Here is a 17,321-nt window from a genome sequence, read left to right as displayed (position 1 = left end):
GGCGCGCCCCGTCCCCTGCTGCGTACGGGCTACGCGACCGGTGCCGCGGAGCCGTTGACGGCGGCGGGGCCGTCGGGGGCCGCGGCCGGCGCGGCGGCGAGACCGCCGAGGTCACCGAGGCGCAGGCCGTCCAGGCCGTTGGCGCGGACCGCGTCCAGCAGGCCCTGGAGCGGCGCGGCCTGCGGGCCGCCGCCCGCGATCAGCCGGCCGAGCGCCGCGGCGAGGGTGAGGTCACGCAGCCCGGAGGCGCCGAGTCCGCCGAGCATCGCGCCGAGGTCGCCGGTGAACGTCGAGTGCTCCTTGTCGAGCCAGGGCGCCGCGACGGTGCGGACCGTCTCGGACCGGTCGACGAGGGCGTCGAGCCCCTTGGCGGTGCCGATGGAGCCGACGAGCTTGTCGAAGAAGGCGCTCTCGCCGCCGACGATGTCGATCCGGGCGTTCTCCAGACCGGTGGCGAGCACCGTCGCCTGCGCCTCGGCGACCTGCCGCCGCACATCGAGGTCGGCCATCCGGATCTCCTTCTCCGCGGCGAGCCGCAGCCGGTACTCCTCGTGCTCACGGCTGGCGGCGTCCAGCGCGGCCATCGCCTGGGCCTTCTCGGTGAGCCCGGCGGCCTCCGCCTTCAGCTTCTCGCCGATGGCGACCGCGTCGGCGTGCGCCTGCGCGGTGGTGCCCTCCGCCTCGGCGAGCGCCTTGGCGCGGGCGCCGTCCGCCTCGGCCCGCAGCAGCGCCGCGGCGGCCTCGGCCTCGGCGCGCCCGGACCGCTCGATGACCTCGGCGTTCCGCTCGCGGACCTGCACCTCGGCGAGGCCGGCGGCCGCCGCCTCCGCCTGTGCGCCCTCGGCGAGCCGGATCTTGGCCTGGGCGTCCAGCTCGGCGGTCTTGTGCCGGGTCTCGGCGAGGGTGATCTCCTCGGCGGCGCGGTGGGTGGCGGCCGCCTCCGCCGCCTCGGCCGCCTTGATGTCCTTGACCAGCCGCTCCTGCGCCTCGGCCTCGGCCCGGATGATCAGCGACTGCCGCTCGCGCTCCGCCTCCTCGACGGTGCGCAGCTTCTTGATCTCCTCCTCCTGCGCGGCGACGGTCTTCTCCACGGCGATGCGCTCGCGGATGACGTCGGCGATCTCCCGCTTCTCCGCCTCGACCTCCTTGTCGGCGGCGATCCGGGTCAGCTGCGTCTCCCGCTCCCGGGCGATGACCTCCAGCAGGCGGTCCTTCTCGATGCGCTCGTTCTCGATGGCGACGATCCGCTCGCGGTTCTTGACCGCCACCACGATCTCCCGCTCGCGGTTCTCGTTCTGGATTCCGAGCGCCTCCTCCGTCTTGAGGTGCGCGGACTGCGCCCGCAGCCGCTCCTCGGCCTGCACCCGCGCCGTCTCTGCCTCCTCCCGCGCCCGGACGATCTCGATCTCCCGCTGCTGCTTGATCTCCGCGTCGGCCTGGCGCCGCTGGAGTTCGAGGACGGCCTCGCGGGCGTCGACGTTCTGCCGGGTGATCTCCTTCTCCTCGTTGCGCTGGTACTCGTTGGTGCGGACGTGCTCGATCGCCGTGAGTTCGGTGATCTTGCGGATGCCCTGCGCGTCGAGGATGTTGGCGGAGTCCAGCTGCGCCAGCGGCGTCTGTTCCAGGTAGTCGATGGCCGCGTCCTCCAGGCTGTAGCCGTTGAGGTCGGTGCCGATGACCGCGATGATCCGGTCCCGGAACTCGTCCCGCATCGTGTACAGGTCCTGGAAGTCCAGCTGCTTGCCGACGGTCTTGAGCGCCTCGGAGAACTTCGCGGCGAACAGCGCCTGGAGGGTGCTGTCGTGGCTGGCGCGCTCGGTGCCGATGGCCTGGGCGACCTTGACGACGTCCTCCTTCGTCTTGTTGACGCGGACGAAGAACGCGATCCGGATGTCGGCGCGGATGTTGTCCTTGCAGATCAGGCCCTCGTGTCCGGTGCGGCCGATCTCGATGGTCTTCACCGAGATGTCCATCACCTCGGCCTTGTGCAGCACCGGCAGCACCACCGCGCCGGTGAACGTCACCTCCACCTTGCGGTACTTGGAGACGATCAGCGCCTGGCCCTGGTGGACCTTGCGGTAGAGGCGGGTCACGGCGAAGACCGCGACCAGCACGATGAGGACGGCTACGGCGACTGCTACGCCGATTCCTATGGTGAGGGCATCCATCGATTAATCCCTGTGTCGATTCGGGAGGGTGACGACGCGCGGGGCCCGGCGCGCGGCATGCGGCGGCGCGCCCAAGGGCGGGCGGGGAGCGGTTACGGCCGTGCAGCCGCGGCTCAGACGACGGGTTTGTGCGGGTCCAGCGCGCCGTCGAAGGGCGCGACCCGGAAGAACTCGCCGTCGGCGTCGTAGGCGTAGATGAGGGCGGTGCTGCCCGCGACGAGTCCGCTCTCGTCGGTGCGGACCTGGACGACGGCGGTGGAGCCGTCGTCGGCGCGGACCTCCGCCTGACCGAAGTCGGCGGCGACGCGGCCGGTGCGTACGGTGCAGACACGGCCGATGAAGTCGTCGCGGGAGGCGACCTTCTCGGGCGGCAGCAGGCGGCGGGCGAGGCGCCCGGCGAGGCGGACCCCGGCCCAGGCCACCGCGAGAGCGGCGACCAGCGTGGCGGTGCGCGCGGGCCCCTCGGGCGTCAGCGCCGCACCGGCCAGGCACACCAGCCAGGCCAGGAGCATTCCGAGCGACAGCGATACCGTCACCGGCAGTCCGGCGCCGGCCGAGTCGTCAGTGCCGGCGTGGCCACCCTCACCCCCGTCGAGGATGTGCACGCCGACGCCGCCGACCAGGACCAGCAACCAGTACACGGCGATCACGGTCAGGGCGAAACTGAAGAGCGCTGCCGGAAAGGCCAGCGCGGCTCTCAGGAAATCGGCCATGATCGTGCCCCCGTTGTGCTGCCGATGGCGGTACCGCTGTCGATGTCCGCATCGTGGCAGCAGAAGGCCGCCGGGCACATTGCCGGTTTCCGGCAATCTTTATGCGTTCTTGATGACCTGTTATCGCCATGCGACGTGCCGGGCGCGCGGAGCGGCCCGGCACACCGTCACAGCGGATTCCCCGGCCAGCCCAGCACGCGGGCGCCCAGCGCCGCGGTCTCCAGGGTGAACCGCTGCAGCCCGTCGGCGGGGTCGTAGCCGGTCAGGAACTTGATGCGCTCCAGGCGGTACGAGAGGGTGCGTACGCTCACCGACAGCCGGCGGGCCGCCTCGGCGTTGACGTATCCGGCCGCGGCACACGCCGACAACGTCTCCAGCAGCGGTTCGGCGCCGCCGCGCGCCTCGGTCAGCGGGCCCAGGACGCTGCGGACGAGGTCGGCCATGGCGGCCCGGTCGCGCAGCAGCACCGGGAAGACCAGCAGGTCCGCGGCGCGCAGCACCGGTGCGGACAGCTCCAGTTGCTCCCCCAGCTCCAGGGTGCCGAGCGCCTCTTCGTAGGAGCGGACCACTCCCTGGGCGCCGGTGTGCGGGCGGCCGATGGCGACCCGCCGGGCGCCCTCGCGTCCGGCCGCCTCGCTGCGGGCGGCGGCCGCGAAGGCTTCCAGCAGGGCCGGTTCGGCGCTCGCCGCGATGCAGATCAGCCGCCCGTCCTTGGTGGTGATCAGCGCGTCCCGCTCGCCGAAGCGGCCGATCAGCTCGCGCTCCACACGTCCGGCGAGGGGATGGACGTCGTCGTACGGGCCGCTGCCCTCGGCGACCGCGACGGCGTGCGCACGGGCCAGCCGCAGGCCGAACCGCTCCGCGCGTTCGGCCAGCCGCCCCAGGTCGCTGCGTCCGTAGAGCAGATCGTCGATGAACTCGCGGCGGGCCGCCTCCTCCTCCCGCACCGCCAGCCGGGTCGCCCGCTCATGGCCCTCACCGAGCGCGGAGACCGTCGCCTCCACGGCGCCGAGCAAGGCGTCGCCGGTACGGGCGCGTTCGCCGACCCCGGCCGCCCGGGCGACGCCGGGGAGGGTGCCCCAGAGCCTGCGGGTCTCACCGAGGTAGAGGCCGACCAGCTCCCGCAGGCCGTACCCCGCCTCGGCGGCCCGCTCCCCCAGCTCGCGCAGGGCCTCCCGCTCGGGGCGCCCGAGCGCCCGGCCGGTGGCCGAGACCTCGCCGAGCAGGATGGCATAGCCGTCGAGGAAGGAGTCGGGTATCGCGGCGGGCGTACGGCGGCTCACCGGGTGCCGCCGCGCCGCGCGCCGGTGGCGTCGCCCCGTCCCTGCCGGCCCGGCGGCCGCTCTCCCCCGTACCGCTCCACCACGTCGCGCACTCCCCGCACCTTCCTTGCCGGATCCCGGACATCTCAGTGCCCTCAATCTTGCCGGATCCCGGAAGCGGCCGGGCGCCGGCCCAGCAGATCGCCGAGTCCTTCGCGGGTGGCGGCGAGGAGGACCCGGTCCTGCGGGCGCAGCACATAGGTGTCGCCGAGTTCATGGACGAGGCGGGCGGGTTCCCGCTCCGTGCCGTCCGGTTCGGCCGCCGCGGCGGTGTCCGGTCCGGAGTCGTCGGGCGCGGAGGTGTCCACCGCCAGCACCCGCAGCCGGCCGGGTCGCAGCACCTCGGCGACGGTGCGGCCGGACAGCTCCGGATGGCCGCGCGCCTCGACGCGGGCCACCAGCAGGACCCGGCGTTCGACGGGGATCGCGCCGATGATCTGACGGCCCATGAGCGCACCGGCGAAGGCGGGTGCCGCGAGGAAGGTGACGCTGCGGCTGCGGGTCAGCGCCCGCGGATGCGCGGCGCGCAGGGTGCGGTAGACGGCGGTGGCGAACCGGTCGTCGAACAGCCGCAGCGTCACCCGCAGCCGCGGGGTGAGCGAACGGGCGTAGAGCGCCGCCTCCAGATTGGTGGAGTCCACGCTGGTCAGGGCGAGCAGCGTGCGGGCCCGTTCGATCTTGGCGGCCTCCAGGACCCCCTCGTCGGTGACGTCGCCCAGCACGACCGGCACCCGCAGCCGGCGGGCGAGCGGGATGCCCCGCGCCTCCGGGTCGGCCTCCACGCACACCACCGGGATGCCCAGTTCGTGCAGCCGGGCCAGTACCCGGGTGCCGACCTTGCCCAGGCCCAGCAGGACGACATGGCCGGACAGTCCGCGCGGCGGGCGGCGCAGCGTGGCGGCGCTGCGGAACGTGCCGAGCGCCTCCAGCACCGCGGCGATCAGCACCGGAAGGAGCATCAGCCCGGTGAGCCCGGAGAGCAGTTGGAGGACCTTGCGGGCGAGCGGTTCGTCGACGGCCGGGTCGTTGATGGCGAACAGGTCCAGGAGCGAGAGGTAGACGGCGTGCAGCGGGGGTTCGCCGGTGGTGAGGGTGGAGGCGACGGCCAGCGCCAGCACCGCGCCGACGATCCCGGCGATCGACCAGCGCAGCCGGGCGGAGAAGAGCGAGCCGAGCGGGGCGCCGCGGCCGCGCAGCGCACGGGGCCGCACCTGACGGCCCCCGTAGGCGACGGTCTCCAGGACGACGCGGCTGCCGCCCGCCTCCCGGGCCACGGCGACGGCGCCTTCGCCGGGCAGCATCACCGGCCCGTCGTCGTCACCGCGGGACGCGCCCCGGTGACGGCCGGCGGGGTGGTCCGGGCGGTGGCCGTCGTCCGGGTCGTCGGCGGACGGTGACAGCAGCGCGAGGGTGCACAGCTGGGTGCCGCGGCCCGGCGCGTCGGGACCGCGCTCCACGGCGCGCAGCAGCAGCCCGTCCGCCTCGATGACCTTGCTGGTCCCGGCGACGGCGGTGGCCGCGAGGGCGGGCGCGACGGTGTCGGCGTCGGAGAGCACGGTGGTCGAGGCGTCGATCCACTCCGCGTCCGCCGGGTCGGCGTCCGTGGCGACCGTCGCCGCCTGGTCGAGCAGCGCCTCCACGTGCTGGCCGAGCTTGCGGTTGTAGAGCCGGATGACCAGCCGCAGCCGGGGGTTGAGGCGGCGGGCGCGCAGCGCCGCGTGGATGTTGGTCTCGTCGTCGTCGTAGACGAGCGCCAGCGCCTCCGCCCCGGGGACCCCCGCCTCGATCAGCGTCGCGTCGTCCGCCTCGGCCGACTCCAGGATCCGTACGGTCTCCTCGGGCGGCACGCCGCCGTCCGCGCCCGGTGCGTCCGCCGGCAGCAGCGAGGTGCGGGCCACCGCGGCGGTGACCCGGCCGAGCAGCGCGGAGGCCCGGCCCAGCCCGCGCAGCGACGGCGGGATCCGGGGGCGGTGCGGTTCGCGGGCGGACGGCATGACGAGGGTGACGCGTTCGCGGTAGACGTCGCGGAGTTCGGCGGCGATGCGGTGCGCGAGGGCGTCGTCGCCGCAGACCACCATGGCGGGTGACGCCGGGGGCGGCGGGGACGACGGTGCGGAGAGGTTCTGGTGCGGCAGGTTGGGCACCCGCGTAGCGTGCCTCATGATCACCGGACGGCGCACCCGGTCGCACGGGCTCCGGATCAGGCCCGTTCGGCGCGCGCCGGGACCGCACGGGGCGGGCGCCGGACGGCACGGGGCGGGCCGCACGGGGCGGCGGCGGGGCCGCACCCGGCCGCCGTCCCGAGCCGGTGAGCCCTCCCGCGCCGACGGGTTCGTACCGGCCGAGCCGTACGGGCCGGAGCGCGGGTCCGTACCCGACGGGCACCCCGGGCCGCGCGGCGCGAGGGACGGGCCGTAAGGTGCCGCACCGGCGTACGTCCGCGAGCGCCGCCAGGCATCCGGCATCTCGTATACCGCTTCGCTCGGTGGCGGTCGCCTCACCGACCGCGCACACCACCCTTCCGGGGCGCCGCGAGGCCCCGGGGATGCGGGCGGCACCGGCGTTGACGCTTAAGCTCGTCCCCGGGCGGCGCCGTACGCGGTGCGGCCCCTTGTTGCCCGGAAAGCGGAGAAAGAAGAGTGAGCAGGGTGTTCGTGCGGGTCGGCGGAGTGACCAGGACTGCGGGGTAGGTGGACGTGCACATCGTCATCATGGGATGCGGGCGGGTCGGTTCCGCGCTCGCCCAGACCCTGGAGAGCCAGGGCCACACCATCGCCGTCGTCGACCAGGACCCGACCGCGTTCCGCCGTCTCGGCTCGTCGTTCGGCGGCCGCCGGGTGACCGGCGTCGGCTTCGACCAGGACACGCTGCGCGAGGCCGGTATCGAGGAGGCGGGCGCGTTCGCCGCGGTCTCCAGCGGCGACAACTCCAACATCATCGCCGCCCGGGTGGCCCGCGAGATGTTCGGCGTCGAGAACGTCGCGGCCCGGATCTACGACCCGCGCCGCGCCGAGGTCTACCAGCGACTGGGCATCCCCACCGTCGCCACGGTCCGCTGGACCGCCGACCAGATGCTGCGGCGCCTGCTGCCGTCCGGCGCCGAGCCGCTGTGGCGCGATCCGAGCGGCGGGGTGCAACTCGCCGAGGTGCACACCTCCCCGTCCTGGGTCGGCCACAAGATCAGCAAGCTCCAGGAGGAGACCGGCGTCCGCGTCGCCTTCCTCACCCGTCTGGGCGAGGCGATGCTGCCGACCTCCCAGACCGTGCTGCAGGAAGGCGATCTGGTGCACGTCATGATGCGCACCGACGACGTCGAAACCGTCGAGGCGGCATTCGCCGAAGGTCCCGAGGAGGCCCACGCATGAGGGTCGCGATTGCCGGAGCCGGCGCGGTGGGCCGTTCCATCGCGGGTGAGCTGCTGGAGAACGGTCACGAGATCCTGCTCATCGACAAGGCGCCGACCGCCATCTCGGTCGAGCGGGTACCGCTCGCCGAATGGCTGCTGGCCGACGCCTGCGAGATCACCTCGCTCGACGAGGCGGCGCTGCAGCGCTGCAACGTCGTCATCGCGGCGACCGGCGACGACAAGGTCAACCTCGTCGTCTCGCTGCTCGCCAAGACCGAGTACGGCGTGCCGCGCGTCGTCGCCCGGGTCAACAACCCGAAGAACGAGTGGCTGTTCAACGAGGCGTGGGGCGTCGACGTCGCCGTCTCCACGCCGCGCCTGATGTCCGCCCTCGTCGAGGAGGCGGTGAGCGTCGGCGACCTCGTCCGGCTGCTGCGCTTCAGCCACGGCGACGCCAACCTCGTCGAGCTGACGCTGCCCCCGGAGGCGGCGCTGGCCGGCACCCGGGTCGGCGACGTGGACTGGCCCGAGGACACCTCGCTGGTCACCATCATCCGCGGCACCCGCGTCCTGACGCCCAACAAGGAGGACGCGCTGGAGGCCGGTGACGAGCTGCTGTTCGTCGCGGCGCAGTCGCGCGAGGAGCAGCTGGAGGACCTGCTGTCGGTCCGCCGCAAGGACGCCTGACCCAGACGCCCGCACCGACGGCGAAGGGCCCGGGAACCGTGGTGGTTCCCGGGCCCTTCGCCGTCACGGGGCGGCCGGTCGTGCGGCGCGCCGGCCGGTCAGCGGCGGTGACGCGGGCCGCCCGACGGCTCCCGCCGCCCGGTGGCCGCCGCGCGCTCGGCCTGCTCGGCCTTCTCCGCCTCCTCGGCCGCCTCCATCTCCGCGAACACATCGATGGGCGGCGGCGCCTTCGCCAGGAAGACCCAGGTCAGATAGACCGCCAGCAGGAACGGCGGGATCTTCAGCGCGATCAGGATCCAGCCCAGCTGCGTGGTGTCCGCCCACCAGTACAGCGGGAAGAGGATCGCGCACTTGGCGAAGAGGATCAGCCCCCACGCCCAGCTCGCCTTGGCGTACGCGGTCTTACGGCCGGGGTTGCGGGTGCGCCAGGAGAGGTTCTCCTTGAACACCGGGCCCAGGATCAGGCCGATCAGCGGCACCCCCGCCACCGTCGTGACCATGTACGCCAGCGACAGGCCCAGGGTGTAGAGCATGCCCGGCAGGTAGAAGTCCTTGGCGTTGCCGGTCATCATCGCGAAGACGACACCGAACGCGACGCCGAAGACGCCGCCGAGGGCGTGCTTGAGGGTGTCCTTGCGCGCCAGCCGCACCACGGCCAGCACCAGCGACACCGCCAGCGCCGCGAGCGCGGAGGACTTCAGGTCCTTGTTGACCGTGAAGATCGCGACGAACAGCAGGCCCGGCAGCACGGTCTCCACCATGCCCCGCACCCCGCCGAACGCCTCGAACAGCGCCGCCTCGGTGACGGCTCTGCTGTCCCCGTCCGGGCCCGTCGGCGCGCCGGGCGCCGCGCCGTCGGACGGCTCGGCGGGGTGCACCGCGGCGGGTGGGTGGTTCGGGGATGCGTCAGTGGTCGGTCGGTCGGTCGACGTCACCGGCTACTCCTGTCCGAGCGGTCGGAGTTCGTACTTCGGATTGAAGAGCACCCGGCGCCCGTGGCTCATCGAGACACGGCCCGAGGCGATGAGCTTGCGGCCCGGCTCTATGCCGACGATGGAGCGGCGGCCCAGCCACACCACGTCGAGGGCGGCCGAGCCGTCGAACAGCTCGGCCTCCAGCGCGGGCACCCCGGCGCGCGGCCGCAGCGTCACATGGCGCAACGTGCCGGTGACCTTCACGATCTGCCGGTCGTCGCAGTCGGATATCCGGGTACAGCCCGTCGCCTGCGTGTCCTCCCGCAGCTCGGCGGACTGCAACTCCTCCTCGGAGGAGGACAGCCTGTCGAGCATCCGGCGGAAGCGGCCGGCCGGCTTCTCGGATCGGGTCCCAGCACTCATGAACCCAGCGTACCGGTGCCCACCGACACCGCTCACGGCATGCACACACCCGTTCCCCCGCCGCCCGCCCGGGGCCGGACCGCCCTCGGCCCGGGTGTCCGCGGGCGGTGCGGCAACACCGCGAGAGGCGGCACCGGACCTCACGGCCCCCGCGGAGCGGAAAGAGACGCCCTACGGCTCGAAGCGGTACCCCATGCCCGGCTCCGTCACGAAGTGGCGCGGATGCGACGGGTCCGCCTCCAGCTTGCGGCGCAGCTGCGCCATGTAGACCCGCAGATAGTTGGTCTCCTTGCCGTACGACGGCCCCCAGACCTCCTGGAGCAACTGCTTCTGGCTCACCAGCCGGCCCGCGTTGCGCACCAGTACCTCCAGCAGATGCCACTCGGTGGGCGTCAGCCGGATGTCGCGGCCCCCGCGGTTGACCTTCTTCGCCGCGAGATCGACGGTGAAACCCGGCGTCTCGACGACCACGTCCGCCTCCGCGGGCCCCGTCGGCTCCGCCCGGCGCACCGCGGCCCGCAGCCGCGCCAGCAACTCGTCCATCCCGAACGGCTTGGTGACATAGTCGTCGGCGCCCGCGTCCAGCGCCTCGACCTTCTCGTCCGACGTCTGCCGGGCGGACAGCACCAGGATCGGCACCCGCGTCCAGCCCCGCAGCCCCTTGATCACCTCGACGCCGTCCATGTCCGGCAGGCCCAGGTCCAGCACCACGACATCGGGATGGCGGGCCGCGGCCAGCTTGAGGGCCGTGGCCCCGTCGGCTGCCGCGTCGACCTCGTACTTGCGCGCCTTCAGGTTGATCACGAGGGCCCGCACGATCTGCGGCTCGTCATCCACCACGAGCACCCGGTTCACTGACGTTCTCCTCGCGATGTCGGGACCCCGGGCACCCGGCCCGGGGAAAAGAAAGGGATACGGGCGGCGACGGCGCCGACCGGACGGTGCGGAACGGGGACGGTGCCCCTGGGCGAGCCGCGCCCCTCGGGCCGCCCGCCTCTCCCGCTCATGTGAAGGCCCCGGCCGTCGAGGACCGCGGCCCCGCGGAGGACGGCCGGTCCTCCGCCGCCCGCAGGGTGAGCACCATCGTCATCCCGCCGCCCGGGGTGTCCTCCGCGGCGAGCGTGCCGCCCATCGCCTCGGTGAAGCCGCGCGCCACGGCCAGCCCCAGCCCCACGCCCGCACCGCGCGGCGCGTCGCCGTACCGCTGGAACGGCTCGAAGATCCGGTCCTTCGCCTCGTCCGGCACGCCCGGCCCCCGGTCGACGATCCGCAGCTCCACCCGGTCGCCCAGCGCACTCGCCGCCACCAACGCCTGCGCCCCCTCGGGGCTGTACTTCACGGCGTTCTCCACCAGATTGGCGACCGCCCGCTCCAGCAGCCCCGGATCGACCGCGACGATCGGCAGCGCCTCCGGGATGTCCAGCGTCACGCTGCCGTCCGGCACGCCGCCCAACGCCATCGGCACCACCTCGTCCAGGTCGATCTCCCGGATCAGCGGGGTGACGGTGCCGGTCTGCAACCGCGACATGTCCAGCAGATTGCCCACCAGGTGATCGAGGCGGTCGGCGCCCGCCTCGATGCCCGCCAGCAGCTCCGCCTCGTCCTCCGGCGACCACGCCACGTCGTCGGAGCGCAGCGACGTCACCGACGCCTTGATCCCGGCCAGCGGGGTGCGCAGATCGTGGCTGACCGCGGCCAGCAGCGCCGTCCGGATGCGGTTGCCCTCCGCCAGCTCCCGGGCGCGCGCCGCCTCGCCCATCAGGCGCTGCCGGTCCAGGACGACGGCCGCCTGCGCGGCGAACGCCGCCAGCACCCGGCGGTCCTCGGCCGGCAGCACCCGGCCGCTCAGCGCCAGCGCCATGTGGTCACCGACCGGCATGTCGACATCTGCGTCCTCCGGGCGGCGCAGCGGCGCCCCCTTGGCCGGTTCGCCGACCTGCCCCGCGCACGTCCACGGATCGACGTCACTGTGCCGCTCCAGCAGCGCCACCGCGTCCATCGCGAACGTCTCCCGCACCCGCTCCAGCAGCGCGTCCAGGCTGGTCTCGCCACGCAGCACGCTGCCGGCCAGGAACGAGAGGATCTCCGACTCGGCCCGCAGCCGCGCCGCCTGCTGGGTGCGGCGCGCCGCCAGGTCCACCACCGATGCCACCGACACGGCCACCGCGAAGAAGATCACGATGGCGACGATGTTCTGCGGATCGCTGACCGTCAGCGTGTGCGTCGGTGGCGTGAAGTAGAAGTTCAGCAGCAACGACCCGACCGCCGCCGACGCCAGCGCCGGCAGCCGCCCGCCCAGCAGCGCGGCCATCACCGTCAGGAAGAGGAACAGCAGCACGTCGTTGGCGAGCCCGGGCCCGTCGTCGACGCGGTACAGCAACAGCGACAGCAGCATCGGCGCCACCACCCCGACCAGCCATCCGGCCACGATCCGGGCCCGCCCCAGCCGCGCACCACGCGCCACCGGCAGTCCACGGCCCTTCGCGACCTCTTCGTGCGTGACGATGTGGACATCGAGGTCCGGACCCGACTCCCGGGCGACCGTCGCCCCCACCCCCGGCCCGAACACGTACTGCCAGCTCTTGCGGCGGCTGGAGCCCAACACGATCTGCGTGGCGTTCACCCCCCGCGCGAACTCCAGCAGCGCCGCCGGGATGTCGTCCCCGATGACGTGATGGAACGTGCCCCCGAGGTCCTCCACCAGCGTGCGCTGCACGGCCAGTTGCTTCGGCGACGCGGAGGTCAGCCCGTCGCTGCGCGCGATGTAGACGGCGAGCACCTCGCTGCCCGACCCCTTGGTCGCCATCCGGGCGGCGCGGCGGATCAGCGTACGGCCCTCGGGGCCGCCGGTGAGGCCGACGACGATGCGTTCCCGCGCCTGCCATGTGCTCCGGATGGAGTGCTCGGCGCGGTACTGCTGGAGATACTCGTCCACCCGGTCGGCGACCCACAGCAGCGCCAGTTCACGCAGTGCCGTCAGGTTGCCGGGGCGGAAGTAGTTCGACAGTGCGGCGTCGACCTTGTCCGGCTGGTAGATGTTGCCGTGCGCCATACGGCGACGCAGCGCCTGTGGCGACATGTCGACAAGCTCCAGCTGTCCGGCGCGCCGCACCACCTCGTCCGGAACGGTCTCCTGCTGCCGGACGCCGGTTATCGACTCGACGACATCCCCGAGTGACTCCAGATGCTGGATGTTGACGGTCGAGATCACCTCGATGCCCGCCTCCAGCAGCTCCTCGATGTCCTGCCAGCGCTTCTCGTTGCGCGAACCGGGCACATTGGTGTGCGCCATCTCGTCGACCACCGCGACCGCGGGGCGCCGCGCGAGTACCGCGTCGACGTCCATCTCGGTGAAGGTGGCGCCGCGGTACTCCATCTCGCGGCGCGGCACCTGCTCCAGACCGTGCAGCATCACCTCGGTGCGCGGCCGGCCGTGCGCCTCGACGAACGCCACGACGACATCCGTACCGCGCTCCGCACGCCGGTGCGCCTCGGACAACATGGCGTAGGTCTTGCCGACGCCGGGCGCCGCACCGAGATATATCCGTAGCTTGCCGCGTGCCATGGCCTCATTGTCTTACGTCAAGCCCGCCCCCACCGGGCTGGGCCTGCACCCGACAGTACCCACCACCCACCCCCCGACGGCCCCCGGGAACGGGCCCGACGCCGGTTTTGACGGGACCCTGATGGGTGAGGCGGGCGTGTCGCGGGGGCCGCGTCATGGGTCCGGCCCAGCGGTGGGCCCGGGCGGAGTGCCGGGTGCGGGGCCGCTTACCGTCATGCCTCGACGTCAGGCCGGTGCCCCTGCCGGTGCGGAGAGATGGTGCGCCGCAGCCGGGCGTTTCGTACGAAGGCGAGGCGAGTGCGGGGGGGGCGGGAGCGCGGCGGCACGACGGTCGCGGGGTGCGCGTGGGACTGCGACTGCGACGGAACCGATCGCTCCGGGGAAGCGCCACACGTGCGCCAGGCCGCGAATGACGCCGCGCCGCACCACCCCGCCGCCTCACGCAGCGATCCGGGCACCGGCCACGCCGCCCACGGGGCCACGCGCTCGGCGGCGTCCACGCCCGCTCCCACGGAGGTCGGGCTCTGTCCCGCGGCCGCACGGAGACACGGGGACCCGCACGGAGCGACGCTGCCGCGGCCTCGGCCCAGCAACCGGCGAGCGGCCCGGCACCCGTGCCCGGATCTCTCCTGCCGATCGGCTCGAAGCACGGCGCCCTCGCCCTCGCCAACGCCAACGCCAACGGTGAGAAATCGCCTCCTCCGCTCCCTCAGGAAGGGACGAAGCGCTACGGCGCTCAGCTCAGCCAATGTCCGGGACGTGTCAACGTCGACGGAATCCGGGTCATGGCGTCCCCCTTTGCCGCGTTGAGCTGTGCCTGCGTGAGGAACAGACAATCGGTGAGGTCCGCGCCCCGCACATCGGCGTCGCGGAAGTCCGCCCCGATCACATCCGCCCTCCGCAGATCGGCGCCCGAAAGATCGGCGGCGATGAGATACGCCCCTCTGAGGACGGCGCCCCGCAACCGCGCCCCACGCAGCCGCGCACCGATCAGGTCGGCGCCACGGTGATTCTTCTTCCGCCCCGGCACCTCGGCACGCACCAGCTCGCTCGCCCGCAGCAGCAGGCCGTTGACCTGCTGTCGAATCGCCGGAACATCGGCCCCGGTGATCTCCTCCGCGCTGCCGCGCGTGACTCCGTCGAGATCGTCGAACGCCCGGCGCAACTCGCCCCGCACCGTTCGAGCCTGCGGCCACTCCAACGCCTCGGCCAGATAGCGCAGCAGCTCATGAAGCTGCCGCATGACGGGGAACACCTCGAACATCCGGCGGGCCGTCACAGGGTTCTCCCGCCAGTGCCGCCCGGCGAACGTCACCTGCGAGACCTTCTGCCCGGCACCGAAACAGTCGAAGACCGTGCATCCGGCAAAGCCACGCTCACGAAGCTGGTGGTGGATGCCGCAACGGAAGTCGTCCCGCAGATTGGCGCAGGGCGTGCCCGCTGCCTTGCCGACGGCGAAGTCGGACGAGGCATCGAACGGCAGGGCGACGCAGCACAGGCCGAAACACCTCGCACAGTCCGACCGCAAATCCGCAGCAGCGGCGTTCAGCACAGGCAGTTCACGCTTCTCGGGCACCGTCCGCCATCTCCCACCACACGAAAGGCGCCACCGATCGCCACGCCGAGAAGCGGCATTGTTTCCCAACCGCCGGGCCTCACGCCTCTGCTTTTCCTTCGGGCCCCACCCCCACCCCTTTCCCCCTCCCACCGCCACCGCCACCGAACGCGCAAGCACACCTCACAGGACCAGGCGCAGCAGGTCACGAGGCACTGGCCACGGACACAACCCACACCTCACAAGCGCGGGCACCGCCCCCGATCCACCAACTCACGCTCCCGCTCCACGCACGCACCGCAGTTCACGCCCGCTGCACGCCACTCCCCTGCCCCGCCCGGCAACCCCCGGTCGACGGCCACCTCGACACACCGCCAACGGGCCACGAACTCCCACTCCCCGGGCCCACCTGGCCAGATGCCGCCTACCGGTCTCCCCCTTGTTCGCCCGCCTTGATCACCCCGTCACTCAACTCAAGCACCCGATCCGCCAGACCGACGAGGTGCGGGTCGTGGGTCGCGACCAGCGCCGTCACCCCCTCGCTGCGGACCACGGCCCGCAGCAGCTCCATCACCTCTCTGCCGGTATCGGCGTCCAGTTGCCCGGTGGGCTCGTCCGCGATGAGGAGAGACGGCTGGTTGGCGAGCGCCCGGGCAATGGCGACGCGCTGCTGCTGCCCGCCGGAGAGTTCACCGGGACGCTGCTTCATGTGGCCGGCGAGCCCGACGAGGGACAACAGCAACGCCACCCGCTCCTCCCGCTCTCGCGACGGCATACGGCGCAGGCGTAGCGGAACCCCGACGTTCTCGGCCGCGCTGAGTATCGGTATCAGCCCGAACGTCTGGAAGACGAAGCCGATGCGATCACGCCGCATCTCCAGCAGACCGTTCTCGTCCAGGTCGGCCAGGGCCGTCCCGTCCACGGTGACCTGCCCCGCATCAGGGGTGTCGAGCCCGCCGACGAGGTTGAGGAGCGTGGTCTTCCCCGAACCTGACCGCCCGCGCAGGGCGACGAGTTCGCCTCTCGGCACTTCACAGGACAGCCCGCGCAGCGCGTGCACCGCTCCCGCGGCCCGGCCATAGCTCCGGTGCAGGTCCCGCACCACAACCATGGGCCGGTCCGATGTGTCGACCATGGTCCCCGCCCCCTCGGCAGTCACCGCCCCACCGCTCGGCCGCATATCACCGCGCCGCGCCGGCCCCTTACCGAACTTCCCTCGGCCACTCTGCTCGCCGCTCCCGCTCCCGACCGCCATGTCCACTCCCCCGTCCTCGTAATGCGCTCCCTGCGCATACACCGCTCAGTCCGTGCGCCAGCCGGGTCTTCCCCACCAGTCTCCCGGCGTCCGAGCTTTCACCGCCCACAGACCGCCCCGCGGCCCACGTCGCGCGGTGGTGCTCACCGACGGCGTCAGTATGCGTAGAGCCAGACCGACCGGACAACGCCTGTGGACAACTCACGCATCAGCCCGGATCAGGCACCGAGTCACCAGCCCCCTGGCGGTCCGACACCTCGCCGCACGGCTGCCGCACCTCACCCAAGCCGAGAGCCGCCCGGCCCAGGTCACCACACCCTCCCCTCCTACCCTTGACCCTGACACCGTGTGAGGCCGTGCACTGAGGGGCGTCATGTTCACCATCGGAGACTTCGCCCGGCACGGCCGCGTGTCCGTCCGCATGTTGCGTCATTACGACGCACTCGGGCTGCTGCGCCCCGCCCATGTCGACCCCGTCAACGGCTACCGCTTCTACGAGGCGGCCCAACTCGCCCGCCTCAACCGTGTCCTCGCACTGAAAGACCTCGGCTTCACGCTCCAACAGGTCCAAGAAATCCTCGACGAGACGGTGGGACCCGAGCAGTTGCGCGGGATGCTGCGGCTACGGCAGGCAGAGCTGGAGGCGGCCATGGCGGCGGCAGCGGCACGGCTGATACGCGTCGAGACGAGGCTCCGGTCGATCGAAAGCGAAGGACATATGAGCCCCGACGAGGTAGTGATCAAGCGCACTCCGCCGGTACGCGTCGCCGAACTCAGCGCCACGGCTGACAGCTTCGCGCCGGAAGCGATCGGTCCGGTCGTGGGACCGCTCTTCGACGAGCTGTGCCGCCGACTCGACCGCGCATCCGTGACACCCGCCGGCCCGTCGATCGCGTACTACGAAGCGGCCCCCGGCTCCGGAGAGGCGGTACTCGTCCACGCAGCGATTCCCGTCACGGCTACGCCCGGGGGCCCGCACGGGTTGACCGTCGTGGACCTGCCCGCGATCGAGAACGCGGCGACCATCGTGCACCGCGGCTCCATGGACGCCGTCCTCCCCACGGCCCAGACACTGGCCCACTGGATCGACGCGAACGGCTACCGCTCCGCCGGCTACGCCCGCGAGCTCTATCTCGCCTGTGACGACGACCCGGACCAATGGGTCACCGAACTCCAGGAGCCCTTTACCCGCCGCTGACCGCAACAGTGACAGTCACCTGACCGCCAACCGACATCAGAACATCCCCCAACACCAGCGACAGCGACACGGCGCAGTGACGCAGTGACGCAGTGACGCAGTGACGCAGTGACGCAGTGACGCAGTGACGCAGTGACGCAGTGACGCAGTGACGCAGTGACGCAGTGACGCAGTG

13 protein-coding genes are annotated in these 17,321 nt (G+C 72.5%); 3 read left to right on the top strand and 10 right to left on the bottom strand.

Annotated elements, in window-relative coordinates:
* Positions 1 to 29: 29 nt before the first annotated feature.
* From ACF1BH_RS05585 to ACF1BH_RS05570, 4 genes are all read right to left on the bottom strand, one after another.
* Positions 30 to 2,168: a flotillin family protein gene (locus ACF1BH_RS05585; RefSeq protein ID WP_391641114.1), complete on the bottom strand. Its 2,139-nt coding sequence runs from the start codon at positions 2,166 to 2,168 to the stop codon at positions 30 to 32.
* Between the two features lie 113 nt (positions 2,169 to 2,281).
* Positions 2,282 to 2,881: a hypothetical protein gene (locus ACF1BH_RS05580; RefSeq protein WP_391641113.1), complete on the bottom strand. Its 600-nt coding sequence runs from the start codon at positions 2,879 to 2,881 to the stop codon at positions 2,282 to 2,284.
* 167 nt (positions 2,882 to 3,048) lie between these two features.
* On the bottom strand, positions 3,049 to 4,164 hold the full coding sequence (locus ACF1BH_RS05575) for a PucR family transcriptional regulator (protein WP_391641112.1): 1,116 nt from the start codon (positions 4,162 to 4,164) through the stop codon (positions 3,049 to 3,051).
* 134 nt (positions 4,165 to 4,298) lie between these two features.
* Complete coding sequence (locus ACF1BH_RS05570; RefSeq protein ID WP_391641602.1) at positions 4,299 to 6,281, bottom strand: NAD-binding protein; 1,983 nt, start codon at positions 6,279 to 6,281, stop codon at positions 4,299 to 4,301.
* A gap of 618 nt (positions 6,282 to 6,899) precedes the next feature.
* On the opposite strand from ACF1BH_RS05570, the gene ACF1BH_RS05565 reads away from it, so the two are divergent.
* Together ACF1BH_RS05565 and ACF1BH_RS05560 are read left to right on the top strand one after the other, a co-directional pair.
* A complete protein-coding gene (locus ACF1BH_RS05565; RefSeq protein WP_345087011.1) occupies positions 6,900 to 7,568 on the top strand; it encodes a TrkA family potassium uptake protein in 669 nt (222 codons plus the stop codon).
* The gene (locus tag ACF1BH_RS05560) at positions 7,565 to 8,236 is read left to right on the top strand and encodes a TrkA family potassium uptake protein (protein ID WP_030285300.1); all 672 of its coding nucleotides are present in this window, start codon (positions 7,565 to 7,567) and stop codon (positions 8,234 to 8,236) included. Before ACF1BH_RS05565 ends, ACF1BH_RS05560 begins: the two co-directional genes overlap by 4 nt.
* Before the next feature lie 98 nt (positions 8,237 to 8,334).
* On the opposite strand, the gene ACF1BH_RS05555 is transcribed toward ACF1BH_RS05560, so the two are convergent.
* From ACF1BH_RS05555 to ACF1BH_RS05530, 6 genes are all read right to left on the bottom strand, one after another.
* Positions 8,335 to 9,171, bottom strand: coding sequence for a DUF3159 domain-containing protein (locus ACF1BH_RS05555; protein ID WP_391641111.1), 837 nt, complete (start codon positions 9,169 to 9,171; stop codon positions 8,335 to 8,337).
* Between the two features lie 3 nt (positions 9,172 to 9,174).
* Positions 9,175 to 9,573, bottom strand: a complete 399-nt coding sequence (locus ACF1BH_RS05550; protein WP_078654088.1) for an OB-fold nucleic acid binding domain-containing protein — start codon at positions 9,571 to 9,573, stop codon at positions 9,175 to 9,177.
* A 171-nt stretch (positions 9,574 to 9,744) separates the two neighbouring features.
* Positions 9,745 to 10,428 carry a response regulator gene (locus ACF1BH_RS05545; protein ID WP_391641110.1) on the bottom strand — a complete coding sequence of 228 codons (684 nt, stop codon included), beginning with the start codon at positions 10,426 to 10,428 and terminating at the stop codon, positions 9,745 to 9,747.
* 148 nt (positions 10,429 to 10,576) lie between these two features.
* Positions 10,577 to 13,138 (bottom strand): DUF4118 domain-containing protein, encoded by a 2,562-nt coding sequence (locus ACF1BH_RS05540; protein ID WP_391641109.1) that lies wholly within the window; start codon positions 13,136 to 13,138, stop codon positions 10,577 to 10,579.
* A gap of 736 nt (positions 13,139 to 13,874) precedes the next feature.
* Positions 13,875 to 14,714: a pentapeptide repeat-containing protein gene (locus tag ACF1BH_RS05535; RefSeq protein WP_391641108.1), complete on the bottom strand. Its 840-nt coding sequence runs from the start codon at positions 14,712 to 14,714 to the stop codon at positions 13,875 to 13,877.
* 403 nt (positions 14,715 to 15,117) lie between these two features.
* Complete coding sequence (locus ACF1BH_RS05530) at positions 15,118 to 15,828, bottom strand: ABC transporter ATP-binding protein (RefSeq protein WP_391641107.1); 711 nt, start codon at positions 15,826 to 15,828, stop codon at positions 15,118 to 15,120.
* A gap of 493 nt (positions 15,829 to 16,321) precedes the next feature.
* Between ACF1BH_RS05530 and ACF1BH_RS05525 the strand changes: the two genes are divergently transcribed.
* A complete protein-coding gene (locus ACF1BH_RS05525; protein ID WP_391641106.1) occupies positions 16,322 to 17,146 on the top strand; it encodes a MerR family transcriptional regulator in 825 nt (274 codons plus the stop codon).
* Positions 17,147 to 17,321: the final 175 nt, after the last annotated feature.

The organism is Streptomyces sp. NPDC014733 (assembly GCF_043083385.1).
In the GTDB taxonomy this organism is placed as follows: domain Bacteria; phylum Actinomycetota; class Actinomycetes; order Streptomycetales; family Streptomycetaceae; genus Streptomyces.
This window is presented reverse-complemented; position numbering and strand designations above follow the sequence as displayed.